At 64.4% G+C, this 19,312-nt stretch carries 20 protein-coding genes; 9 read left to right on the top strand and 11 right to left on the bottom strand.

All coding sequences use genetic code 11. The features are described from left to right. The first annotated feature begins 68 nt into the window (after positions 1-68). From U5A57_RS26785 to U5A57_RS26760, 6 genes are all read left to right on the top strand, one after another. The gene (locus tag U5A57_RS26785) at positions 69-659 is read left to right on the top strand and encodes an NUDIX hydrolase (RefSeq protein ID WP_321914657.1); all 591 of its coding nucleotides are present in this window, start codon (positions 69-71) and stop codon (positions 657-659) included. Positions 660-870: 211 nt separating this feature from the next. Further along, positions 871-1,305, top strand: coding sequence for a DUF1178 family protein (locus U5A57_RS26780; RefSeq protein WP_321914656.1), 435 nt, complete (start codon positions 871-873; stop codon positions 1,303-1,305). Between the two features lie 67 nt (positions 1,306-1,372). After that, on the top strand, positions 1,373-2,569 hold the full coding sequence (locus U5A57_RS26775; RefSeq protein WP_321914655.1) for an acyl-CoA dehydrogenase family protein: 1,197 nt from the start codon (positions 1,373-1,375) through the stop codon (positions 2,567-2,569). Positions 2,570-2,580: 11 nt separating this feature from the next. Further along, on the top strand, positions 2,581-3,705 hold the full coding sequence (locus U5A57_RS26770; protein WP_321914654.1) for an acyl-CoA dehydrogenase: 1,125 nt from the start codon (positions 2,581-2,583) through the stop codon (positions 3,703-3,705). 38 nt (positions 3,706-3,743) lie between these two features. After that, positions 3,744-4,202 carry a MaoC family dehydratase gene (locus U5A57_RS26765; RefSeq protein WP_321914653.1) on the top strand — a complete coding sequence of 153 codons (459 nt, stop codon included), beginning with the start codon at positions 3,744-3,746 and terminating at the stop codon, positions 4,200-4,202. Beyond that, positions 4,199-4,669 carry a MaoC family dehydratase gene (locus U5A57_RS26760; RefSeq protein WP_321914652.1) on the top strand — a complete coding sequence of 157 codons (471 nt, stop codon included), beginning with the start codon at positions 4,199-4,201 and terminating at the stop codon, positions 4,667-4,669. Before U5A57_RS26765 ends, U5A57_RS26760 begins: the two co-directional genes overlap by 4 nt. A gap of 79 nt (positions 4,670-4,748) precedes the next feature. On the opposite strand, the gene U5A57_RS26755 is transcribed toward U5A57_RS26760, so the two are convergent. The 5 genes from U5A57_RS26755 to U5A57_RS26735 all read right to left on the bottom strand — a co-directional run bounded on the left by U5A57_RS26755 (position 4,749) and on the right by U5A57_RS26735 (position 10,407). Further along, positions 4,749-5,450, bottom strand: coding sequence for a glutathione binding-like protein (locus U5A57_RS26755; RefSeq protein ID WP_321914651.1), 702 nt, complete (start codon positions 5,448-5,450; stop codon positions 4,749-4,751). A 127-nt stretch (positions 5,451-5,577) separates the two neighbouring features. Continuing rightward, positions 5,578-6,837 carry an acyl-CoA dehydrogenase gene (locus U5A57_RS26750; protein ID WP_321914650.1) on the bottom strand — a complete coding sequence of 420 codons (1,260 nt, stop codon included), beginning with the start codon at positions 6,835-6,837 and terminating at the stop codon, positions 5,578-5,580. A gap of 52 nt (positions 6,838-6,889) precedes the next feature. Continuing rightward, the gene (locus U5A57_RS26745) at positions 6,890-8,008 is read right to left on the bottom strand and encodes a phosphotransferase (protein ID WP_321914649.1); all 1,119 of its coding nucleotides are present in this window, start codon (positions 8,006-8,008) and stop codon (positions 6,890-6,892) included. Between the two features lie 51 nt (positions 8,009-8,059). Further along, positions 8,060-8,848: an oxepin-CoA hydrolase, alternative type gene (locus tag U5A57_RS26740; RefSeq protein ID WP_321914648.1), complete on the bottom strand. Its 789-nt coding sequence runs from the start codon at positions 8,846-8,848 to the stop codon at positions 8,060-8,062. Next, positions 8,845-10,407, bottom strand: a complete 1,563-nt coding sequence (locus U5A57_RS26735; RefSeq protein WP_321914647.1) for a 3-hydroxyacyl-CoA dehydrogenase — start codon at positions 10,405-10,407, stop codon at positions 8,845-8,847. The genes U5A57_RS26740 and U5A57_RS26735 overlap by 4 nt, the downstream gene beginning before the upstream one ends. Before the next feature lie 108 nt (positions 10,408-10,515). On the opposite strand from U5A57_RS26735, the gene U5A57_RS26730 reads away from it, so the two are divergent. Then, positions 10,516-11,157, top strand: coding sequence for a glutathione S-transferase (locus U5A57_RS26730; protein WP_321914646.1), 642 nt, complete (start codon positions 10,516-10,518; stop codon positions 11,155-11,157). A 93-nt stretch (positions 11,158-11,250) separates the two neighbouring features. Here the strand turns inward: U5A57_RS26730 and U5A57_RS26725 are convergent, their stop codons facing one another. Both U5A57_RS26725 and U5A57_RS26720 read right to left on the bottom strand, forming a co-directional pair. Then, positions 11,251-12,441, bottom strand: coding sequence for a pyridoxal phosphate-dependent aminotransferase (locus U5A57_RS26725; RefSeq protein WP_321914645.1), 1,191 nt, complete (start codon positions 12,439-12,441; stop codon positions 11,251-11,253). 101 nt (positions 12,442-12,542) lie between these two features. After that, on the bottom strand, positions 12,543-13,058 hold the full coding sequence (locus tag U5A57_RS26720; protein WP_321914644.1) for a putative toxin-antitoxin system toxin component, PIN family: 516 nt from the start codon (positions 13,056-13,058) through the stop codon (positions 12,543-12,545). 64 nt (positions 13,059-13,122) lie between these two features. Here U5A57_RS26720 and yaaA point away from each other — a divergent pair, with 64 nt between their 5' ends. After that, complete coding sequence (gene yaaA / locus U5A57_RS26715; protein ID WP_321914643.1) at positions 13,123-13,917, top strand: peroxide stress protein YaaA; 795 nt, start codon at positions 13,123-13,125, stop codon at positions 13,915-13,917. Positions 13,918-13,946: 29 nt separating this feature from the next. After that, positions 13,947-15,110 carry a M14-type cytosolic carboxypeptidase gene (locus U5A57_RS26710; RefSeq protein ID WP_321914642.1) on the top strand — a complete coding sequence of 388 codons (1,164 nt, stop codon included), beginning with the start codon at positions 13,947-13,949 and terminating at the stop codon, positions 15,108-15,110. Positions 15,111-15,192: 82 nt separating this feature from the next. Here U5A57_RS26710 and U5A57_RS26705 read toward each other — a convergent pair whose 3' ends face one another. The 4 genes from U5A57_RS26705 to U5A57_RS26690 all read right to left on the bottom strand — a co-directional run bounded on the left by U5A57_RS26705 (position 15,193) and on the right by U5A57_RS26690 (position 19,109). Then, the gene (locus U5A57_RS26705) at positions 15,193-15,870 is read right to left on the bottom strand and encodes a BspC domain-containing protein (RefSeq protein WP_321914641.1); all 678 of its coding nucleotides are present in this window, start codon (positions 15,868-15,870) and stop codon (positions 15,193-15,195) included. Between the two features lie 207 nt (positions 15,871-16,077). Continuing rightward, a complete protein-coding gene (locus U5A57_RS26700) occupies positions 16,078-16,752 on the bottom strand; it encodes an energy-coupling factor ABC transporter permease (protein ID WP_321914640.1) in 675 nt (224 codons plus the stop codon). Positions 16,753-16,762: 10 nt separating this feature from the next. Next, on the bottom strand, positions 16,763-17,698 hold the full coding sequence (locus U5A57_RS26695; protein WP_321914770.1) for a response regulator transcription factor: 936 nt from the start codon (positions 17,696-17,698) through the stop codon (positions 16,763-16,765). A 196-nt stretch (positions 17,699-17,894) separates the two neighbouring features. Then, positions 17,895-19,109, bottom strand: a complete 1,215-nt coding sequence (locus U5A57_RS26690) for a DUF2863 family protein (RefSeq protein ID WP_321914639.1) — start codon at positions 19,107-19,109, stop codon at positions 17,895-17,897. Between the last annotated feature and the right edge of the window lie 203 nt (positions 19,110-19,312).

Here is a 19,312-nt window from a genome sequence, read left to right as displayed (position 1 = left end):
TGTCCGACTTCACTTCTTGCGGCGCGCCCGCGGCTTCCCGACTATTCTGAGCACCCACGAGGCTGACTATGGCTGAACATCATCAACACGACCCGGCGCTCGCCGAGACGTGCATGGAAAGCACGACGCTCTACGCGGGCAATTTTCTTACCCTGAAGCGCGACACGGTCGCGTTGCCGGACGGCAAGCACGCCACGCGCGAGTACGTTCAGCATCCCGGCGCGGTAATGGTGATCCCGCTCTTCGATGACGGCCGCGTGCTGATGGAGCGCCAGTACCGCTACCCGCTCTCGCGCGTGATGACGGAATTCCCGGCTGGCAAGCTCGATCCGCAGGAAGGCGCGCTCGCCTGCGCGATCCGCGAACTCAAGGAAGAGACGGGCTATACGGCACGCGAGTACGTCTATCTCACGCAGATCCATCCGGTGATTTCGTACTCGACCGAGTTCATCGACATCTATCTCGCACGCGGGCTGACGGCAGGCGCGGCGCAGCTCGACGACGGCGAGTTTCTCGAAACCTTCACGGCGACGGTTCCCGAACTGCTCGAATGGGTGCGCACGGGCAAGATCACCGACGTGAAGACGATCATCGGTACGTTCTGGCTCGAAAAGGCGCTGTCGGGCGCGTGGCCGCTCGCGAAGGCGGAGCAGGGCTGACAGCTAGCCGCTGCGTCGAACACCCGATCAACGGCGGCCTCGCGGCCGCCGTTGTCGCTTCTGCGCGCACCAAGCACCTTCAGCGCGCTCGCCCGAGCAGCGCTACAATCGAACCCCCGGGAAAATCCCGGTGCCTGGCCGCAGGAATTTTTTCGAACGGTCGTTCACAAATTTACGATTTGCGCTAAACTCATCGCAAGCCTCGATTCCCATGAAGGTCCTCGATTTACAGTGTCCAGACGGACATCGGTTTGAAGGCTGGTTCGCATCGGTTGACGATTTCGAATCGCAACTGTCCCGCAAGCTGGTCGAATGTCCGATGTGCGGCGCCACCCACGTGACCCGCTTGCCGTCCGCGCCCCGGTTGAACCTGTCCGGCGCGAGCGAAACGCCGAAAGCGTCGCCGCAGGAGCAGGCGGCGCAATGGCAGGCGCATGCGATGCGTGTGATCCGCGAGGTCCTCGATAAGACGGAGAACGTAGGCGACCGTTTCGCCGAGGAGGCGCGGCGCATTCACTACAACGAAGCGCCGTCGCGCAACATCCGTGGAGTCGCTTCCGCGGAAGATGCGCAAGCTCTCGTCGAAGAAGGCATCGATGTGATGCCGCTGCCGGTTCCGGCCGCGTTGAAGGGTCCGCTGCAATAATGTCATGCGGGTCTTCGCCGCGGCGCGAGGAATGCTTCGCACCGGCCGCGGCCAGGAGACATAGCGCATGGATCTGGACTACACCCCCGCCGACGACGCATTCCGCGCCGAAATCCGCGCCTGGCTCGAGGCCAACCTGCCTCAGGCGATGCGCGACAAGGTTCTCAACCACAAGCGCCTCTCGCGCGACGACATCGCCAGCTGGCACAAGCTGCTAGGGAAGAAGGGCTGGTCCGCGCCTGCGTGGCCAACAGAATGGGGCGGCCCCGGCTGGACCGAAGCGCAACGCCACATCTGGGACGCCGAGTGTGGTCGCATCGGCGCGCCGCCGGTGCTGCCGTTCGGTGTTTCGATGGTCGCGCCCGTGCTCATGAAGTACGGCAACGAGGCCCAAAAGCGCCGCTATCTCCCGCGCATCCTATCCGGTGACGACTGGTGGTGCCAGGGCTACTCAGAGCCGGGCTCGGGTTCCGATCTTGCTTCGCTGCGCACACGTGCCGTTCGCGAAGGCGATCACTACGTCGTGAACGGCCAGAAGACCTGGACCACGCTCGGCCAGCACGCCGACATGATGTTCTGCCTCGTGCGCACCGATCCCGCGGCCAAGAAGCAGGAAGGCATTTCGTTCCTCCTCATCGACATGAAAACGCCCGGCATTACCGTGCGTCCGATCATCACGCTCGATGAAGACCATGAGGTTAACGAAGTATTTTTCGAAGACGTGAAGGTGCCCGTCGAGAATCTCGTTGGCGAGGAGAACCGCGGCTGGACTTACGCGAAGTATCTGCTTGGTCATGAGCGCACGGGCATTGCGCGCGTGGGCGCGTCGAACCGCGAACTGGCATTCCTCAAGGGCGTCGCGCTCAAGCAGAAGAAACACGGCAAGCCGCTGCTGGCAGATCCCGTGTTCGCGGCGCGCGTGGCCGCCGTCGAGATCGAGCTGATGGCGCTCGAAGTGACCGCCGAGCGTGTGATCGCGAGCGCCTCCAACGGGCGCGGCCCCGGTCCCGAAGCGTCGATGCTCAAGATCAAGGGCACGGAGATCCAGCAGGCGCTGACCGAGCTGATGGTCGATGCGATAGGCCCACTCGCTGCGGCGTTCGATCCGGCCTTCCTGGAGGGCGAGCACGAACACGCGGCAGGCGGCGACAACGACGCGGCGCCGCTCGCGGCGTACTACTTCAACTATCGCAAGACGTCGATCTACGGCGGATCGAACGAAATTCAGAAGAACATCATCTCGCAGATGATTCTGGGTATTTGAGGAGCGGCGCAATGAACTTCAACTTCACCGAAGAGCAGCAGCAACTCGCCGACGCGCTGCGTCGCTATCTCGACAAGAACTATGGCTTCGAAGCGCGCCAGGCGATCGTGAAGACGCCTGCGGGCGTGTCGGACGCGCACTGGAACGCGTTCGTCGAACTTGGCCTGACCGCGCTGCCGGTGCCGGCGGATCAGGGCGGCTTCGACGGCGCACCGTTCGATATGCTCGTCGTCATGCAGGAACTGGGACGCGCGCTCGTGATCGAGCCGTACTGGGCAACCGCGGTAGGCGTCGAGGCGCTCAAGCTCACGGGTGTGGCCGACGCCGAAAATGCGGCGCTGCTCGAACGCGTTGCCTTGGGCGAGATCAAGCTTGCCGCTGCCTTCCATGAGCCGCAGTCGCGCTATGACCTGTTCTCGCTGGAAACGCAGGCGAAGGAGACCGGCGACGGCTTCGCGCTCACCGGCACGAAATCGGTCGTGCAGCACGGTGCCCAGGCCGACTACTGGATCGTGCCGGCACGGTTCGCGGGCGAGGTGGCGCTCTTCGTTATCGCGCGCGATGCGAAGGGCGTCGAGGTGAGCGACTACCGCACGATCGACGGCCAGCACGCGGCAACGTTGACCTTCAAGGAAGCGCCTGCGCGTCGTCTTGGCGACCCAAGCGCGGGCGCGACGACGTGGGAAAAGATTGCCGACTACGCCACGTTCCTGCTGTGCGCGGAAGCCGTGGGCGCCATGGACGCGCTCAACCACGCCACGGTCGAGTACACGAAAACGCGCCAGCAGTTCGGCGTGCCGATCGCGCGCTTCCAGGCGCTGCAGCACCGCATGGCCGAGATGCTGATCCACGCGGAACAGGCCCGCTCGCTGACTTATCTCGCTGCCGCGCGTTACAGTAGCGAATCCGCCGACGAGCGGCGCCGTGCGATTTCGGCGGCGAAGGTGCGCGTTGGCCAGGCGGCGCGTTTCATCGGCCAGCAGGCCGTGCAACTGCACGGCGGCATGGGCGTCACCAACGAAGTGGCGGCCGCGCACTTGTTCAAGCGTCTCGCGATTATCGAAACGACGCTCGGTGATGTCGATCATCATCTTGAACGCTTCGCCTCGCTGCCCGGTTTCGCGCAGGCAGCGTAACGCGCGGCGGCAGCGAGCAACATCAGCGGAGAAAATGGATGGGTTTGAGTTTCGAAGATCTCGAAGTGGGCAAACGCTATGCGGTCGGTTCGCACACGTTTGGCCGCGACGAGGTGGTGCATTTCGCGGAGCAGTTCGATCCGCAGCCATTCCACGTGAGCGAGGCCGGTGGCGAAGCGTCGATGTTCGGCGGCCTCGTCGCGAGCGGTTGGCATACCTGCTCGGTCATGATGGGCATGCTCGTGCGTCACTTCCTGAAGGACTCGACCTCAATGGGCTCGCCCGGCGTCGACGAGATTCGCTGGCTCAAGCCCACGCGCGTCGGCGACACGCTCACGATGACGAACACGATATTGAGCAAGCGCGTTTCGGCGAGCAAGCCCGATCGCGGCATCGTCGAAACGCAGTGGGAAGGCCATAACCAGCACGGCGAACTGATCGTGGTCGTGCGTTCGAAGGCGCTCTTCGGCCTTCGCCATCCGGGGAGTGCATCGTGAGTGAAGGAGACGTCACGCAGATTGCCGACGCGGCGGCATTGCGCGCGCTGATCGGTGCGGGGCCGCTCGTGAGCGGCTGGCGCGAAGTGAGTGAGGCGGACGTGCACGGTTTCGCCGATGCCACGGGCGACCACCAGTGGATCCACGTCGACGCCGAACGGGCGCGCCGCGAGTCGCCGTTCGGCGGCCCGATTGCGCACGGTTTTCTCACGCTTTCGCTGATTCCTGTGCTGCTCGGGGGAACGCTGCATATGCGCCAGCGCATGGGCGTGAACTATGGGCTCAACCGCGTGCGCTTCACGCAGCCGGTGCCTGTGGGCGCGAAAGTGCGTGCGCGTATCGCGGTGAAGGAAGTGAGCGACGTGGAACGCGGCGGCGTGCAGGTCGTGTGGGATGTGAGCATCGAGCGTGAGGAGAGCGAACGTCCCGCATGCGTGGCGGAGTTCATCACGCGGCATTACTTCTGAAGCGGTTGCGTGCTCAACAAAAAAGGGGCGCTCCGCTGCAAAGCGGGCGCCCCTTTCGTTTTGCCGGGTTTCAGCGTAATCAGTGCTTGGCGTATTGCGTCGCGCCGAAGAGCATTTCCTTCGCTTTTTCGTCCATGAGCGGCTTGCGCGCATTCGCAAGCACTTCGACGCCGCGCTTGACCGCAGGCCGCGCGGCGATCGCCTCGTGCCAGCGCTTCACGTTGGGCAGCGAATCGAGATCGATGCCCTGGTTTTGCCAGGAGCGCGTCCACGGGAAAGCGGCGATATCCGCGATGGTGTACTCGTCGCCGGCCAGATATTCGGTCTTTTCCAGCTGCGTTTCCATCACGTTGTAGAGGCGCTTGGCTTCGTTCGTGTAGCGATTGACCGCATAGTCGATCTTCTCGGGCGCGTAGATGCGGAAGTGGTGCGCCTGGCCAAGCATGGGGCCGAGGCCGCCCATCTGGAACATCACCCATTGCAGCACGTCGTAGCGCGCGGCGAGGTCTTCGGGCATGAAGCGCCCCGTTTTCGCTGCGAGATAAATCAGGATCGCGCCCGACTCGAACAGCGAAAACGGCTGGCCGTCGGCACGGCGCGGACCTTCGGAGTCGGTAATGGCGGGAATCTTGTTGTTCGGGCTGATGGCGAGGAATTCGGCCTTGAACTGGTCGCCCGCACCGATATCGACCGGATGCACCCGGTATTCGAGGCCGGTTTCCTCGAGCATGATATGGACTTTGTGACCATTCGGCGTGGCCCAGCTGTAGACGTCGATCATCGTGGCTCCTTGGCACCAGGAAGGAAGGCGCCGCGAGAGACTGTCGCGACGCCGGATCTGGCGCAAATTAGCATAGATCGGCGTCGCTCGCAGAGGGCGGCCAAGCGCCCCTGCTGCACTTGTGGGCTTACGAGCGCGTAACCGGCATTTCCACGCGCGACGCCGCGCCCGCGTCCATGTAGCGCGCGAATTCGAGCTTGGCGATGGCGTTGCGGTGGACTTCGTCGGGGCCGTCCGCGAAGCGCAGCGTGCGCGCCGAAGCGTACGAGTAGGCCAGCGGGAAGTCGCCGCTCACGCCCGCCGCGCCGTGCACCTGCATTGCCCAGTCGATCACCTGGCAGGCCATGTTCGGCGCGACCACCTTGATCATCGCGATCTCGCCGCGCGCGCCCTTGTTGCCGACGGTGTCCATCATGTATGCCGTCTTGAGTGTGAGCAGGCGTGCCTGCTCGATCATGCAGCGCGCTTCTGCAATGCGCTCCTGGGTGACGGTCTGCTGGGCGACCGGCTTGCCGAAGGCCACGCGCGAGAGCGCGCGTTTCGCCATGAACTCGAGCGCGCGTTCCGCCAGGCCGATGAGGCGCATGCAGTGATGGATGCGGCCCGGCCCGAGGCGACCTTGCGCGATCTCGAAGCCACGTCCTTCGCCCAGCAGGATATTCGATGCGGGCACGCGGACGTTTTCGAGCGTGATTTCCATATGGCCGTGCGGTGCGTCGTCGTAGCCGAATACCGTGAGCGGGCGGCGCACGGTGATGCCGGCCGTGTCCGAGGGCACGAGGATCATCGACTGTTGTGCATGGCGCGGTGCGTCGGGATCGGTCTTGCCCATCAGGATATAGATCGCGCAGCGCGGGTCGCCCGCGCCCGACGACCACCACTTCGTGCCGTTGATCACATAGTCGTCGCCGTCGCGCTTGATGCGCGTCTGGATGTTCGTCGCATCCGACGAGGCCACGTCGGGCTCGGTCATCAGAAAGGCCGAGCGGATCTGGCCTGCCAGCAGCGGCGCGAGCCATTGCTGCTTGTGCGCCTCGCTGCCATAGCGCTCGATCGTCTCCATGTTGCCGGTGTCGGGCGCGCTGCAGTTGAACACTTCGGGCGCCCAGTGCACGCGCCCCATGATTTCGCACAGCGGCGCATATTCGAGGTTCGTGAGGCCCGCGCCACGTTCGGAGGCGGGCAGGAACAGGTTCCATAGCCCGGCCGCGCGCGCCTTCTCCTTCAACTGCTCGACGATCTGCGTGGGCACCCACGGGTTGCCGTTCGCACGATTGCGCTCGACTTCCTCGTGGAAGACCGCCTCGTTTGGATAAATATGTTCGTCGAAGAACGCGAGCAGTTTCTCGCGCAGCGCCTGCACTTTCGGGGAGTAATCGAAATTCATCGGTGACCTCGCAATGCGATGCAGTGACAGTGAAAAGTAAGTCGTGCTTGTTTTAGCGAACTTTCTGCGCGTAGCGCCAGGCGAGTTCGGCCATGGGCTTGGCGCGCCGGCCTGCGTCGATTGCCTGCGCGCTCGCGGCGGTGCCGTCCACCACGCGTTTCATGATGCCCTGCAGGATCGCCGCGATCCGGAACATGTTGTAGGCAAGATAGAAGTTCCAGTCGCCGCGAATCTCGAGGCCGGTGCGCTCGCAATAGCGCGCGACGTACTGGACCTCGTCGGGAATGCCGAGCGCCTGCCAGTCGAGCCCGGCAATGCCGCGGAATTGAGCGGGATCGACGTGCCAGGCCATGCAGTGATACGAGAAGTCGGCGAGCGGGTCGCCGAGTGTGGAGAGCTCCCAGTCGAGCACGGCCAGTACGCGCGGCTCGCGCGGGTGGAAGATCAGGTTGTCGAGGCGATAGTCGCCATGCACGACCGACACACGCGAACCCGCATCGTCCGGCATGTGCTTCGGCAGCCATTCGATCAGGTGATGCATGGCGTCGATGCGTTCCGTTTCCGACGCTTGATACTGCCGGCTCCAGCGATCGATCTGGCGTGCGAAGTAATTGCCGGGCTTGCCGTAGTCTGCAAGGCCCACGGCATCGGGCTTCACGTTGTGGAGCGCGGCGATCACGCGGTTCATCTCGTCGTAGATCGCGCCGCGTTCCTCGCGCGTCATGCCGGGCAGCGACTGGTCCCAGAGCACGCGGCCCTCGACGAACTCCATCACATAGAACGCGCGGCCGATCACCGCTTCGTCCTCACACAGCGCGAGCATCTTCGCAACCGGCACGTCTGTTGCGGCGAGCGCATCCATCACGCGGTATTCGCGTTCGATCGCGTGCGCCGAGGGCAGCAGCTTCGACTTGGGGCCTGGCTTGGCGCGCATTACGTAGGTGCGGCCGGGCGTAACGAGCTTGAACGTCGGGTTCGACTGGCCGCCGGCGAACTGCTCGATCGCAAGCGGGCCCTGGAAGCCTTCCACGTGAGCGGTGAGCCAGGCGCTCAGCGCCTCGGTGTCGAAGCGCTGGCGCTCGGCAACCGGGCGCGTGCCTTCGAACGCCGAGTAGTCGGTGCGCGTTTGCGCGGGTTTTTGCGTGTCTCCATCCGGGGTGGCTTGCGCCATGTTCGTCTCCCTTTTCCTGATTCTCCTGTGGATCGCCGCGTTCGCGCTTCTCTACTTGTACACAGGCGCGCGCTTTTCGAGGAACGCGGTAATGCCTTCGAGGCCGTCGCGGTGATGGAGCGACGCGACGAAACTGTCGCGCTCCGCGGCGAGCTGCGCTTCGAGCGGTTGCGTGTCCGCGGCGTTCGTCAAACCCTTGATGCGCGCCACCGAATTCGGCGAGATCTTCGTCAGCTCGTCGGCCCAGGCAAGCGCCGTGTCGAGCGCGGTTTGCGGTTTCGCGAGCCGGTTCACCACACCGAGTTCCGCGAGGCGCGCCGCGCCGATCGGCTTGCCTTCCACCATCAGTTCGAACGCGAGCGAGCGCGGCAGCGAGCGCGCGAGGAACCACGAGCCGCCGCCGTCGGGCGTCAGACCCACGCGCGAATAGGCCATGACGAACTTCGCGTCATCGGCGGCGACGAGCAGGTCGGCAGCGAGCGCGAGCGAGAAGCCCGCGCCGGCGGCCGCGCCCTCCACGGCTGCGATGATCGGCTTGCTCGACTGGCGCATGGCGGTGACCCAGGCGCCGAGCAGGTCGATACTGGCGGCCTGCACCGAAGGGTCCTTCGCGCGGTTTTCGAGCAGGCGGTTCAGGTTGCCGCCCGCGCAGAAAAAATTGTCGGCGCCCGTCAGGATGATCGCGCGCAGCGACGGGTCGCGCTCGGCGGCATCGAAGGCTTCAATGGCCGCAGCGTACATGTCGGGATGCAGCGCGTTGCGTGCGCCGGGATTCGACAGCGTGAGGACGAGTGTCGATTCGTGGCCTTGCGGGCGGGTGCTACGGAGTTCGGCGCTCATTGCGGTGCCTCGTTCGATGCGTTGATGTCTGCTGCGTCGCTTTGCGTCAGCGAAAGGCCGAGCTGTGCGCGTCGCGCGAGCCACGGCGACGGGCGATAGCGCGGATCGCCGAGCACGGTGTGGATGTTGCGCAGGATCGTGAGGATCGTGCGTGCGCCCAGCGCGTCGCCGAGCGCGAGCGGGCCGCGCGGATAACCGAGCCCGAGCGTAACCGCGAGGTCGATGTCGCGCGGTGTTGCGATCTGCTTCTGCGCGATATCGCAGCCGATATTGACGATCGTCGCGACGATGCGCTGCGCGACGAAGCCCGTCGAATCGCGAATCACCGTGACGGGCACACCGTCGGCGGCGAAGAGCGCGTGGCCCGCGTCGCGTGCTTCGCGTGTAGTGGCGGGCGTTGTCATCAGCGTGCGGCGCTTTGCTGCGTCGAGCGGAAACAGCGTATCGATGGCGACGACGCGGCGCGCGTCGAGTTGTTCCTCGAGCGCGGCCGTCGTGGCGTCGAGGCCGAGTGGCGCGACGACGATCAGCGCGTCGGCGGCGGGCGTATCGCCTTCGTCAATGGCCACACCGGCTTTCGACGCAAGCGCGATTACGGCGTCGCGCGCGGCGGCGTTGCGGCGGCTCACCCAGACACGCGCGGGCAGCGCAGTGGGCGCTGCGGGTTCGTCGGGCACCTGCTGCTTGCCATCGACATAGCGATAGAAGCCTTCGCCCGCCTTGCGGCCAACCAGCCCGCCCGCGAGCCGCACGCCCGTAATGGGCGACGGCGTGAAGCGCGGCTCCTCATAGAACTGGTGATAGATCGACTCCATCACCGGATGCGACACGTCGAGCGCGGTGAGGTCGAGCAGCTCGAACGGTCCGAGCCGGAAGCCCGCCTGCTCGCGCATGATGCGATCGATTTCGACGAAGCTCGCCACGCCTTCGCCCGCCACGCGCAAGCCCTCGGTGTTCATGCCGCGGCCCGCGTGATTGACGATGAAACCGGGCATATCCTTCGCGCGCACCGGCGTGTGGCCCATGCGGCGTGCGAGCGCCATGAGCGCGTCGCCGGCGGCGGGATCGCTGCGCAGCCCGTCGATCACTTCGACCACCTTCATGAGCGGCACGGGGTTGAAGAAGTGATAGCCCGCAACGCGCGACGGGTCGCTGCACGCGGCGGCGATGGCGGTAATCGAGAGGGAAGAGGTGTTGGAGACGAGCAGGCAGCGCTCGCTCACCACGGTTTCGAGTTCGCGAAACAGCGTACGTTTGGCTTCGAGATTCTCGACGATCGCCTCGATCACGAGATCGCAGGCCGCGAGTTCGTCGAGCGTGTGCGCGCCGGTCACGCGTTCGAGCGCGGCCTTGGCGGCGGGCTCGTCGAGCTTGCCTTTTGCCGCGAGTTTCGCGAAGGTGTCGGCGAGATGATCGCGCGCGGCGGTGACCGCCTGCGGGTTCGTGTCGTAGAGGCGCACCGCGAGGCCCGCCTGCGCGGCGATCTGCGCAATGCCGCGGCCCATCGCACCGGTGCCGACGATGCCGATTGTCTCAATGTTGAAATGATGTGAAGTCATTGGAAGCCTGGCTCCATGATTGGCCTAGAATAGCACGGTCGTACAATTTTATGAAAACGGTTCGGCGGTTTCGGTAAGGGAACTGCCCCGCTCAAGGAGGCAATGAGGATGATCAAGCTGCACGGTTTCGCGCTTTCGAATTACTACAACAAGGTCAAGCTGCTGCTGCTCGAACACGGTATCGCGTTCGAGGAGGTGCCGAACAAGCTGCCGCTCGAAGAGGCGCTGCTCGCGCAGTCGCCGGGCGGCAAGGTGCCTTTCATCGAAACGGAGCAGGGCTTTTTGTGCGAATCGGAAGTGATCGTCGAGTATCTGGCGGCGCGCTTTCCAGAAAAGCCCATCTTCGCGGCGGATCCGTGGCAGGCGGCGAAGGAGCGCGAACTGATCGTCTTCATCGAGACGCACCTCGAGCTCAACGCGCGCGAGCTTTACGGTGAGGCGTTCTTTGGAAGCAAGGCGACCGAGGAGGTCAAGGCGACCATGGAGAAGCGGTTGCGCCGCTATGTGGCGGGCTTCAAGCGGATCGCGAAGTTCACGCCTTACGTGGCGGGCGATCGCTTCGGCGTGGCCGATGCTGCTGCGTTCGTGAGCTTGCCGCTCGTGGGGCGCGCCACGCAAGCGGTGTACGGCAGCGATTTCCTCGCCGACGCAGGCATCGACTGGAAGTCGTATCTCAAGCTGATCGGCGAACGCCCGACGGCGCAGCGCGTCAATGCCGACCGCAAGGCCTATATTGAGGCGAACGCGTAAGCGTTGCGGCGCCTGGCAACGCGCCGCGCACGCTATCGCGCGCGATGATCGGGAACGCACTGCCGTTCGCGGAATCATCGCGCGTGAAGCACGTCAGAGTCGCGCAAGCCGCTCGAGCGCGGTCGCAAGCGTGCTTTCCTGCTTGGCGAAGCAAAAGCGCACGACGCCCGACTCATGCGGCTCGTGATAGAACGCCGAAACCGGAATGGCGGCCACGCCGATCTCCGCCGTGAGCCACTTCGAGAATTCCGCTTCGGGCAGGTCGCTGATCGCCGAGTAGTCCACGCACTGAAAGTAGGTGCCTTCGCACGGCAGCAGCTTGAAGCGCGTGTTGGCGAGTCCCGCGCGGAAGAAGTCGCGCTTCTTCTGATAGAACGCGGGTAGTTCCAGATACGGTTTGGGGTCGCGCAGGTATTGCGCGAGGCCGAACTGCATGGGCGTGTTCACGGTGAACACGTTGAACTGATGCACCTTGCGGAACTCTGCCGTGAGCGGCGCGGGCGCGGCCACGTAGCCCACTTTCCAGCCCGTCACGTGATAGGTCTTGCCGAAGCTCGACACGATGAAGCTGCGCGCGGCCAGTTCCGGATAGCGCGCGACGCTCTCGTGCGGCTGACCGTCGTAGACCATGTGCTCGTACACCTCGTCGGAGAGGATCAGCACGTTGGTGCCGCGCACGATCTCCTCGAGCTTTTGCATGTCCTCTGCGCGCCACACCGTGCCCGTGGGGTTGTGCGGCGTATTGATGAGGATGAGGCGCGTTTTCGGCGTGATGGCCGCTGCGAGGCGGTCGAACGGAATCGCGTAGTCGGGCGCTTCGAGCGTCACGAACACGGGCTTGCCGCCCGCCAGTTCGATCGACGGCAGATAGCTGTCGTAGGTCGGCTCGACCACGATCACTTCGTCGCCCGTGTGCACGGTCGCGAGAATCGCCGTGAGCAGCGCTTGCGTGGCGCCCGCCGTCACCGTGATTTCGCTGTTGGCGTCGTAGCGGCGGCCGTACACGTGCTCGATCTTGTCCGCGATCGCCTCGCGCAGCGCGGCCACGCCGGCCATCGGCGGGTACTGGTTGTGGCCCTCGCGCATGGCTTGCGCGACGGCGTCGACGATGCGTGGGTCGCAATCGAAGTCGGGAAAGCCCTGACCCAGGTTGACCGCACCCTTTTCAGCGGCGAGCGCGCTCATCACGGTGAAGATCGTCGTGCCGACGTTCGGCAGACGCGACGGAAAAGAGGGCGTGAGCAGGGTGTCCTGCGAATGCTTCGTGGGATGCGGTGCGTTCATGTCGCGGGCGGAAGTCGGGCGTTGGGACGGGAAAGGTTGATTGTAGGCAAATCGGCGCGGCTGCGGTGGCCCGGTCGGGCGCGGGCGTCGCAACGCGGAGATCAGGCCTGCGCGGCTTGAGCGGCATCTTGCACGCATTCGGCGACGAACGCGTCGGGCGTCGCGATGCGAAAGCCGAAATCGCGCGCCACGCGCTTCGCAAGCTTGAGCACCGCGCGGTCCTTCGAGACGAGCCACTGCGCGCCGCTTGCACGCGCCAGTTCCAGAAATTTCTGGTCGTCGCGGTCGCGGCATTGGGGCAGGGGCCGCGCATCGGCGGCAAGCTTGGGCAACTCGATCAGCGCAACGAGCCCGGCCAGCGCGGCGAGTGCGTCCGCTTTCGCGACGCCGCGGCCGGCGAACTGCGGATAGTCGAGCACGTGGGCCAGTTCCGCACGGCAGCGTTCGTCGATCAGCGCCCGGATCGCTCCGCGCTCGAGCGCCACGCGAATGGGGCGCGTGTGCGGGTCGTCGAACACGAGAATATCGAGCCAGACGTTGGAGTCGAGAACCACGGGAAGCGCGGCAGCGGAGGCCGGCGAGAGGGAGGTTGCGGTTGGGGGCGTGAGGCCGGTCATTCGTGAATTCGCTACAATCGGGCTTTCGCCTTTGAACATCGGCACATCGTGCCTGCAAGCCTCTATGATAATCGTTCTGTCGCCGGCCAAATCGCTCGACTATGACACGCCGGCGCACATCGAAACCCACACCATCCCCGATTTCGTCGACGACGCGGCCGAGCTGATCGCGGGCCTGCGCCGCCTCTCGCCGCAGCAGATCGGGTCGCTCATGAGCATTTCCGACCCGCTCGCGCGCCTGAATTTCCAGCGCTACGCCGACTGGTCGAAGCAGTTCAGCCAGACCAACGCGAAACAAGCGGTGCTCGCGTTCAACGGCGATGTTTATGAAGGCCTCGACGCGAAGTCGCTCTCGACCGCGGATCTCGACTATGCGCAGCAGCATGTGCGCGTGCTCTCGGGACTCTATGGCTTGCTGCGTCCGCTCGACCTGCTTCAGCCTTATCGTCTCGAAATGGGCACGCGTTTCGAAAACGCGCGCGGCAAGGATCTCTATGCGTTCTGGGGCGAGCGCATCACGCACGCGCTCAACGCACAGATCGAGCGCAATCGGGAAGTCGCGTCGAAAAGCGCGAGCGTGCTCGTGAACTGCGCGTCGAACGAATACTTCAAGGCCGTGAAGCCGAAGAAGCTCGCCGTGCCCGTCGTCACACCGGTATTCGAAGACTGGAAGGGCGGGCGCTACAAGATCATCAGCTTCCACGCGAAGCGCGCGCGCGGGTTGATGGCGCGTTACGCCGTCGAGAACCGCGTGGCCGACCCCGAAGCGCTCAAGGCGTTCGACGTGGAAGGCTATGCATTCGATGCGGATGCATCGAACGATTCGACCTATGTATTTCGTCGGCGCATTGCCGAGTAAGTGAACAAGCAAGCCGGAAGGAAAAGACTATGACGATTGCCATCACCAGCCAGTTCGATGCGGGCGCGATCGAGGTTCTGTCGAGCGAGCGCGCCGACGACATCCGTCTGCGCGTGCGCTCGGACAACCAGTCCGAGTTCGCACAATGGTTCTACTTCCGCGTGTCGGGCGTGCGCGGCGAACGTTGCGTGATGACGTTCGAAAATGCGTCGGCCTGTGCGTTTCCCGAGGGCTGGCGCAACTACCAGGCCGCGGCGAGCTACGACCGCGTGAACTGGTTCCGCGTGCCGACCCGCTATGACGGCAAGCAGCTCGTCATCGATCACACGCCCGACTTCGACAGCATCTACTATGCGTACTTCGAGCCGTATAGCGAGGAGCGCCACTCGGAGTTCCTCGGCGCGCTTCAGCAACTGCCGCACGCCACGCTCACGGAGCTGGGTCAGAGCGTGGAAGGCCGTCCCATGTCGCTGCTCTCGCTCGGCATGCCGGGCGACACCGCGCCCGACGGCAAGCCCAAGAAGACCGTGTGGATCATCGCTCGTCAGCACCCAGGTGAGAGCATGGCCGAGTGGTTCGTGGAAGGCCTCGTCAAGCGGCTCGCCGGCTGGGGCGACTGGGCAGGCGATCCGGTCGCGCGCAAGCTGTATGACCGCGCCGTGTTCCATATCGTGCCGAACATGAATCCGGACGGCAGCGTGCACGGCAATTTGCGCACCAACGCCGTGGGCGCGAACCTGAACCGCGAGTGGATGGAGCCGGACGCGCAGCGCAGCCCCGAGGTGCTGGTCGTGCGCGATGCGATCGAAGCCACCGGCGTCGATCTCTTCTTCGACATCCACGGCGACGAGACGCTGCCTTATGTATTCGTGGCGGGCTCTGAAATGCTGCCGGGCTTTACCGATCAGCAACGCACGGAGCAGAAGGCGTTCATCGAGGCGTTCAAGGTGGCGAGCCCGGACTTCCAGGACCAGCACGGCTACGAGGCGAGCCGCTATCGCGAAGATGCGCTCAAACTCGCGTCGAAGTACATCGGCCATCGCTATGGCTGCCTGTCCCTCACCCTTGAAATGCCGTTCAAGGACAACGCCAATCTGCCCGACGAACGCGTAGGCTGGAACGGTGAGCGTAGCGCCGCGCTCGGCGCTGCGATGTTGCAGGCCATATTGCATCACGTGGAGACGTTTGCGTAACGGCGTCATTGCCACGGCGCATAAAAAAGGGGGAAACGGCCAGGCCGCTTCCCCCTTTTTGCATCGAGAACGCCAACGACTTTCAGTGAGCCGTCGTCTTCTTTGAAGTTGTTTTCTTTGCAGTGGATTTCGTTGTCGATTTCGTCGATTTGCTGGCGGACTTCGTGCCGCTCGTCGACGAACTATGGCTCGACTTGCTCGGCGCCGTCTTCTTCGAACCCTTGCCGGTGGCCTTCTTGGTCGAATGCTTGCCCTTTGCGTGTGCGCCGCTTTGCGGTGCGGTGCCGTGCGCGCCGCGTGCGTGCGCTAGCGGGACGGGATCGTTCCAGCTAAACGCGAGCATCTGCTGCCCGACATAGCCGCAGCGGAATTTCAGATCGTAGGGCGCGTTGCCGCTGTCCTTGGCAATGCCAATGCCGTCGACGGTCACGATCGTGTCGACCTTCACGCGCTGCTTGCCTTCGTCGAACGAGTCGTTCCACGGCGTCACGCTTGCGTGTGCACTGTCGAACGAACTTGGCGGAAACTCGACGTGATCGAGCGCCGCCGACGTGTTTGCTACGAAATCGCCGTGCGCCGCGCAATCCGCGACCAGCGGGTCCGCGTGCATCCGGGTGACGAACTGATTAACAAGATCGTTGTGTTGCTCGAGTTGATCGGCCCGCGCGGCTGGCGCGGCGATGAGCATGAGGCTCGCGGCACACGCCGCCAGTTGACCGGCGACGAACAACAGCCGGCGGGATGCATGATTGCAGTCCATCTGCTTGCTAGAGAAGAGGGTGTGACGTCAGGCACCGTAAGATGCGGCACAGCCGGGTTGAGTTCAATCCGGAAACAATTATTTTCTTCTGCCTGAACGGAGGGATCGGCGCAAGTGCTGCTACGTATGCGCCGCCCGCCGATCGCGACGTGTCGTCGCGCCCGTCATTGCGTTGCTGGCGGCGGGGCTCTCGATCGAAGCGGCGGCTCAGGTTCGCGGGCCGCCCAACCGATAGCGGCGCACGTCGTAGGTGGTGACCCAGGTCGGCCGGTAGACGGCGATCAACGCCGTCGCCATGCCCGTGAACCACGCTTCACCCGAAGCGAGCAGAAATACGCTGAACGCATAACCCGCGGGCACGGTGATCGCCGATCCACCGTTGAGCGCGACATGGGTGCCGAGCGCGAGATAAGCCGCCGCCGAAACAGCGATGGCCGGCGACACGAAACCCTGGCCGACGATGAACATGAAGAGGTTGCGCGGCAGCCACGCGGTGCAGGCGCGTTGCAACAACGCCGAAATCGCGACAGGGAACGCGCCGAATATCAGGAAGGTGAGGGCGACACCTTCCCAGGTGGCGTCGAAGATGAGCGCGGCGAGCCCCACGACGACGCCCATGGCGACAAGCGCCAGTCCCCAGTCGAATAGCGTCACCACGAGCGTGGCGCCGAGCAGGTGCAGCACGGTGCCGTCTTCGAGCCACGCATTGCTCGCCCACAGCACGGAGATCGCGACGACGATCGCGAGCCACACGTGCTGGAGCGTTGCGTCCTGAAGACGCTTGAAGGGGTTCTTCCACAACGCGAGCGCGAGCAGCCCCACGGTGACAACCCAGGCACCGATAGCAACCCAGAGCGGAAGCGGCGTAAATAGGAACCCCATGTGCTTCATATTACTCGTTGGAGGGCAAGACGTGTGCGCGAGCGAGCACCAGGGCTTCCTCGTCAGTACTCTCGTCGGCCTCGTCGGCCTCGATGGGGCGCTCCTGCTGCGCCGCGGCAGGGTCGCCGTAAGGCGCCTGCGGCTCCGCGGCGACGGGCAGCGCCTCCACACTGTCGCCTGCCAGCAACGGATAGCGAAACGCCAGAGGCTCGCGTGCGCGCAACGGCACGGGGCCGTGTTCGCCGTGCCTGGGCTTCGCCGGCCGTTCGCACTGCGAGCGCAGCACCTGCAGCTGGTTTGCGAGCAATCCGTTATAGATCGCGACGGCCGCCGCGCGATTGGGCGCGCCGAGCTGCTGAAAGATGCTGGTGAGATGGACTTTCACCGTACCCTCGCTGATGCCGAGCGCTCTAGCGATCATCTTGTTCGTATTGCCCATGTGGACGCAGCGCAGGATCTGCTCCTGCCGGGGCGACAGGTTGACCTTCGGGCGCACCTTGCGTGCCTGTGCAGCGGCCTTGGCGTTGCGCCGGGGCGGCAGGGGCCAGGGCGTACACGGACCGAGCACGTCGGCCGGTAGATGATCGCCGCCGAGCATGATCAGCTCCAGAAACTTGACGATCAGGATGGAGTCCGTTGTGCGCCGGATGATGCCGCGGGCGCCTTCGTCGATGAGCATCCGCACGGTCGTGGGCGTTTCGGCACTGTCTACCAGGATGGCCACGGGGAGGCTGCGGTGCCGCATGACAAAGTGGCGCAGCTCGCCGGCGCGAATGCCGTCGTGCCAATCGATCACGATCAGGTTGGGGGTGAAGCGTTGCATGGCGCGCTCCGCGCTGCGCCAGTCCGGCGCGTCATTGAAGCGTGCGCGACGGTCGATTTGTCTTAACAGCGCCTTGAGCCCTTCACGCCGTTCGGCGTCCGGATTGAGTACAACGAACCGCATGGATATGCCCTCCTCTCGTTGACGGTCTCTCGAAATGTTGTGCAACGCGCACCGCTTCTGAGCGGCGGTGAACCAGACCAACAGCACCATGATGACAAAAAGGTTGGGCGCTGGCGGCCTGTCCAAAAGGCATAAGACATAGGGCAAAAAAAAGTCCCGCACACAGGCGGGACCAAGTAGGAATTTTGGAATTGTCTTAGTGGAAGTGTGGCTGTACAGGCTCAGCATCTTCCGGCATCTCGGCGTGGACGATCTCGCCGAGTGGATCCGCATAGAGCGGAACGCCGCAGTCATCGCAATATTCCGGCTCGAAGCGGCCGGCGTGACGGCGGATGTCGGTAATACCCGATTCCTTGAGCAGCGCCACGATCTCTTCGAGCGGACCGCTGCTAACGCTCTCTTCGGTCGGTTCTTCGTCGATGTCGGCGTCGCCGTTCTCGCGGCCATAAAGCGGCCAGACAACGCCATACAGCACGTCGTTGCTGCCGCGCTTCGTGAAACCGATGCGGTATTCGTCGATGCGGCGCTCGCCGAAGCCGGCGACAACGGCGCGCAAGTCCTGCGCGCCCGCGCCAATCGTGTCGAGCAGGTAGCGCACGGCAGTGCGGATCGTGTGCGGACGCACGCGCTCGTCCGCGTCGCGGCAGGCGGAGTAGTAGGCGTCGGGTAGCAGGCATTCGAATTCGCAGCCCGGCATGACGACGGCAAGGTTGGCGCCGCCCTGGGTGGCCCATTGCTCCAGGCATTGGCCGCGTTCGATGCGCGAGCCGTGTTCCTCTTCCTGCCAGCGGAAGAGCGGGGCGCCGACAGGTGCCGCGACAACGGCGAGCAGGAAACGCGGATCGGCGAGGATCGGCGACGTTTCCGGCAGCTCACCCGAGCTGATTTTCGCCGGTGCGCCGCTCAGCGCCGCCTGCGTCAGTTGTTGTGCGAGGCGCCAGGTTTCGACATGGTGGCGCGGCAACTGGTCGATGCTATAGAGATACGGTGCCATCGCCACGCGCGTGCCGTTCGCGAGCACGTGGGCCTGCAGATGGGTGCGCAGCGCGTCTGCGCCTTCGGCCTTCAGCGGGCCCGAAGGGATGACATAGCGCGTCCAGGCCAGCACCGGCGCGGCGACGAGCAGCGCTTCATATTGCGCGCCCTCATGTTCGACGACGAACGATTCGCTGTGCGTCTCGGCCATATCGGCAAGCGCGCCGTAGGCGTCCGGGTGATTCTGCTGCAGATGATCGAGCGCGGCGTCGAGCGTAGTCTGATTGCCGTTGCGCACGACCTTCGCTAGCAGCGTGTCGAGCTTGGCCTCCCAGAAGCGGTCTTCGGTGCGGCTGCCTGAAGCGAACAGGGCGAGCGAGAGGCCGACGAGCTTGTCGGCGTCAGGAGGAAGGCGTTTGGCGATTCGCGAGCGCATAAATCTGTGAGTTGGGGTGCAGAGAACCCCATATTCTAGTCGGTTCCGTGCGCGCCATTGGATTGGACAGCAGGGGCGCCTCGGATGGGCGCGGCCGCGATGTCTGATCGTCGTTGGGGCGCAGCCGAAAGGTATCGGCCGAAGGCCCTATGGCTACTGCTATATGGAGCCGTCGAGCCGTGTTCAGTCCGACTTTGCTAGCC

The organism is Paraburkholderia sp. J11-2 (assembly GCF_905220185.1).
Taxonomy (GTDB): Bacteria; Pseudomonadota; Gammaproteobacteria; order Burkholderiales; family Burkholderiaceae; genus Paraburkholderia.
The sequence above is the reverse complement of the archived record's forward strand: the minus strand, read 5'-3'. Positions and strand labels throughout refer to the sequence as shown.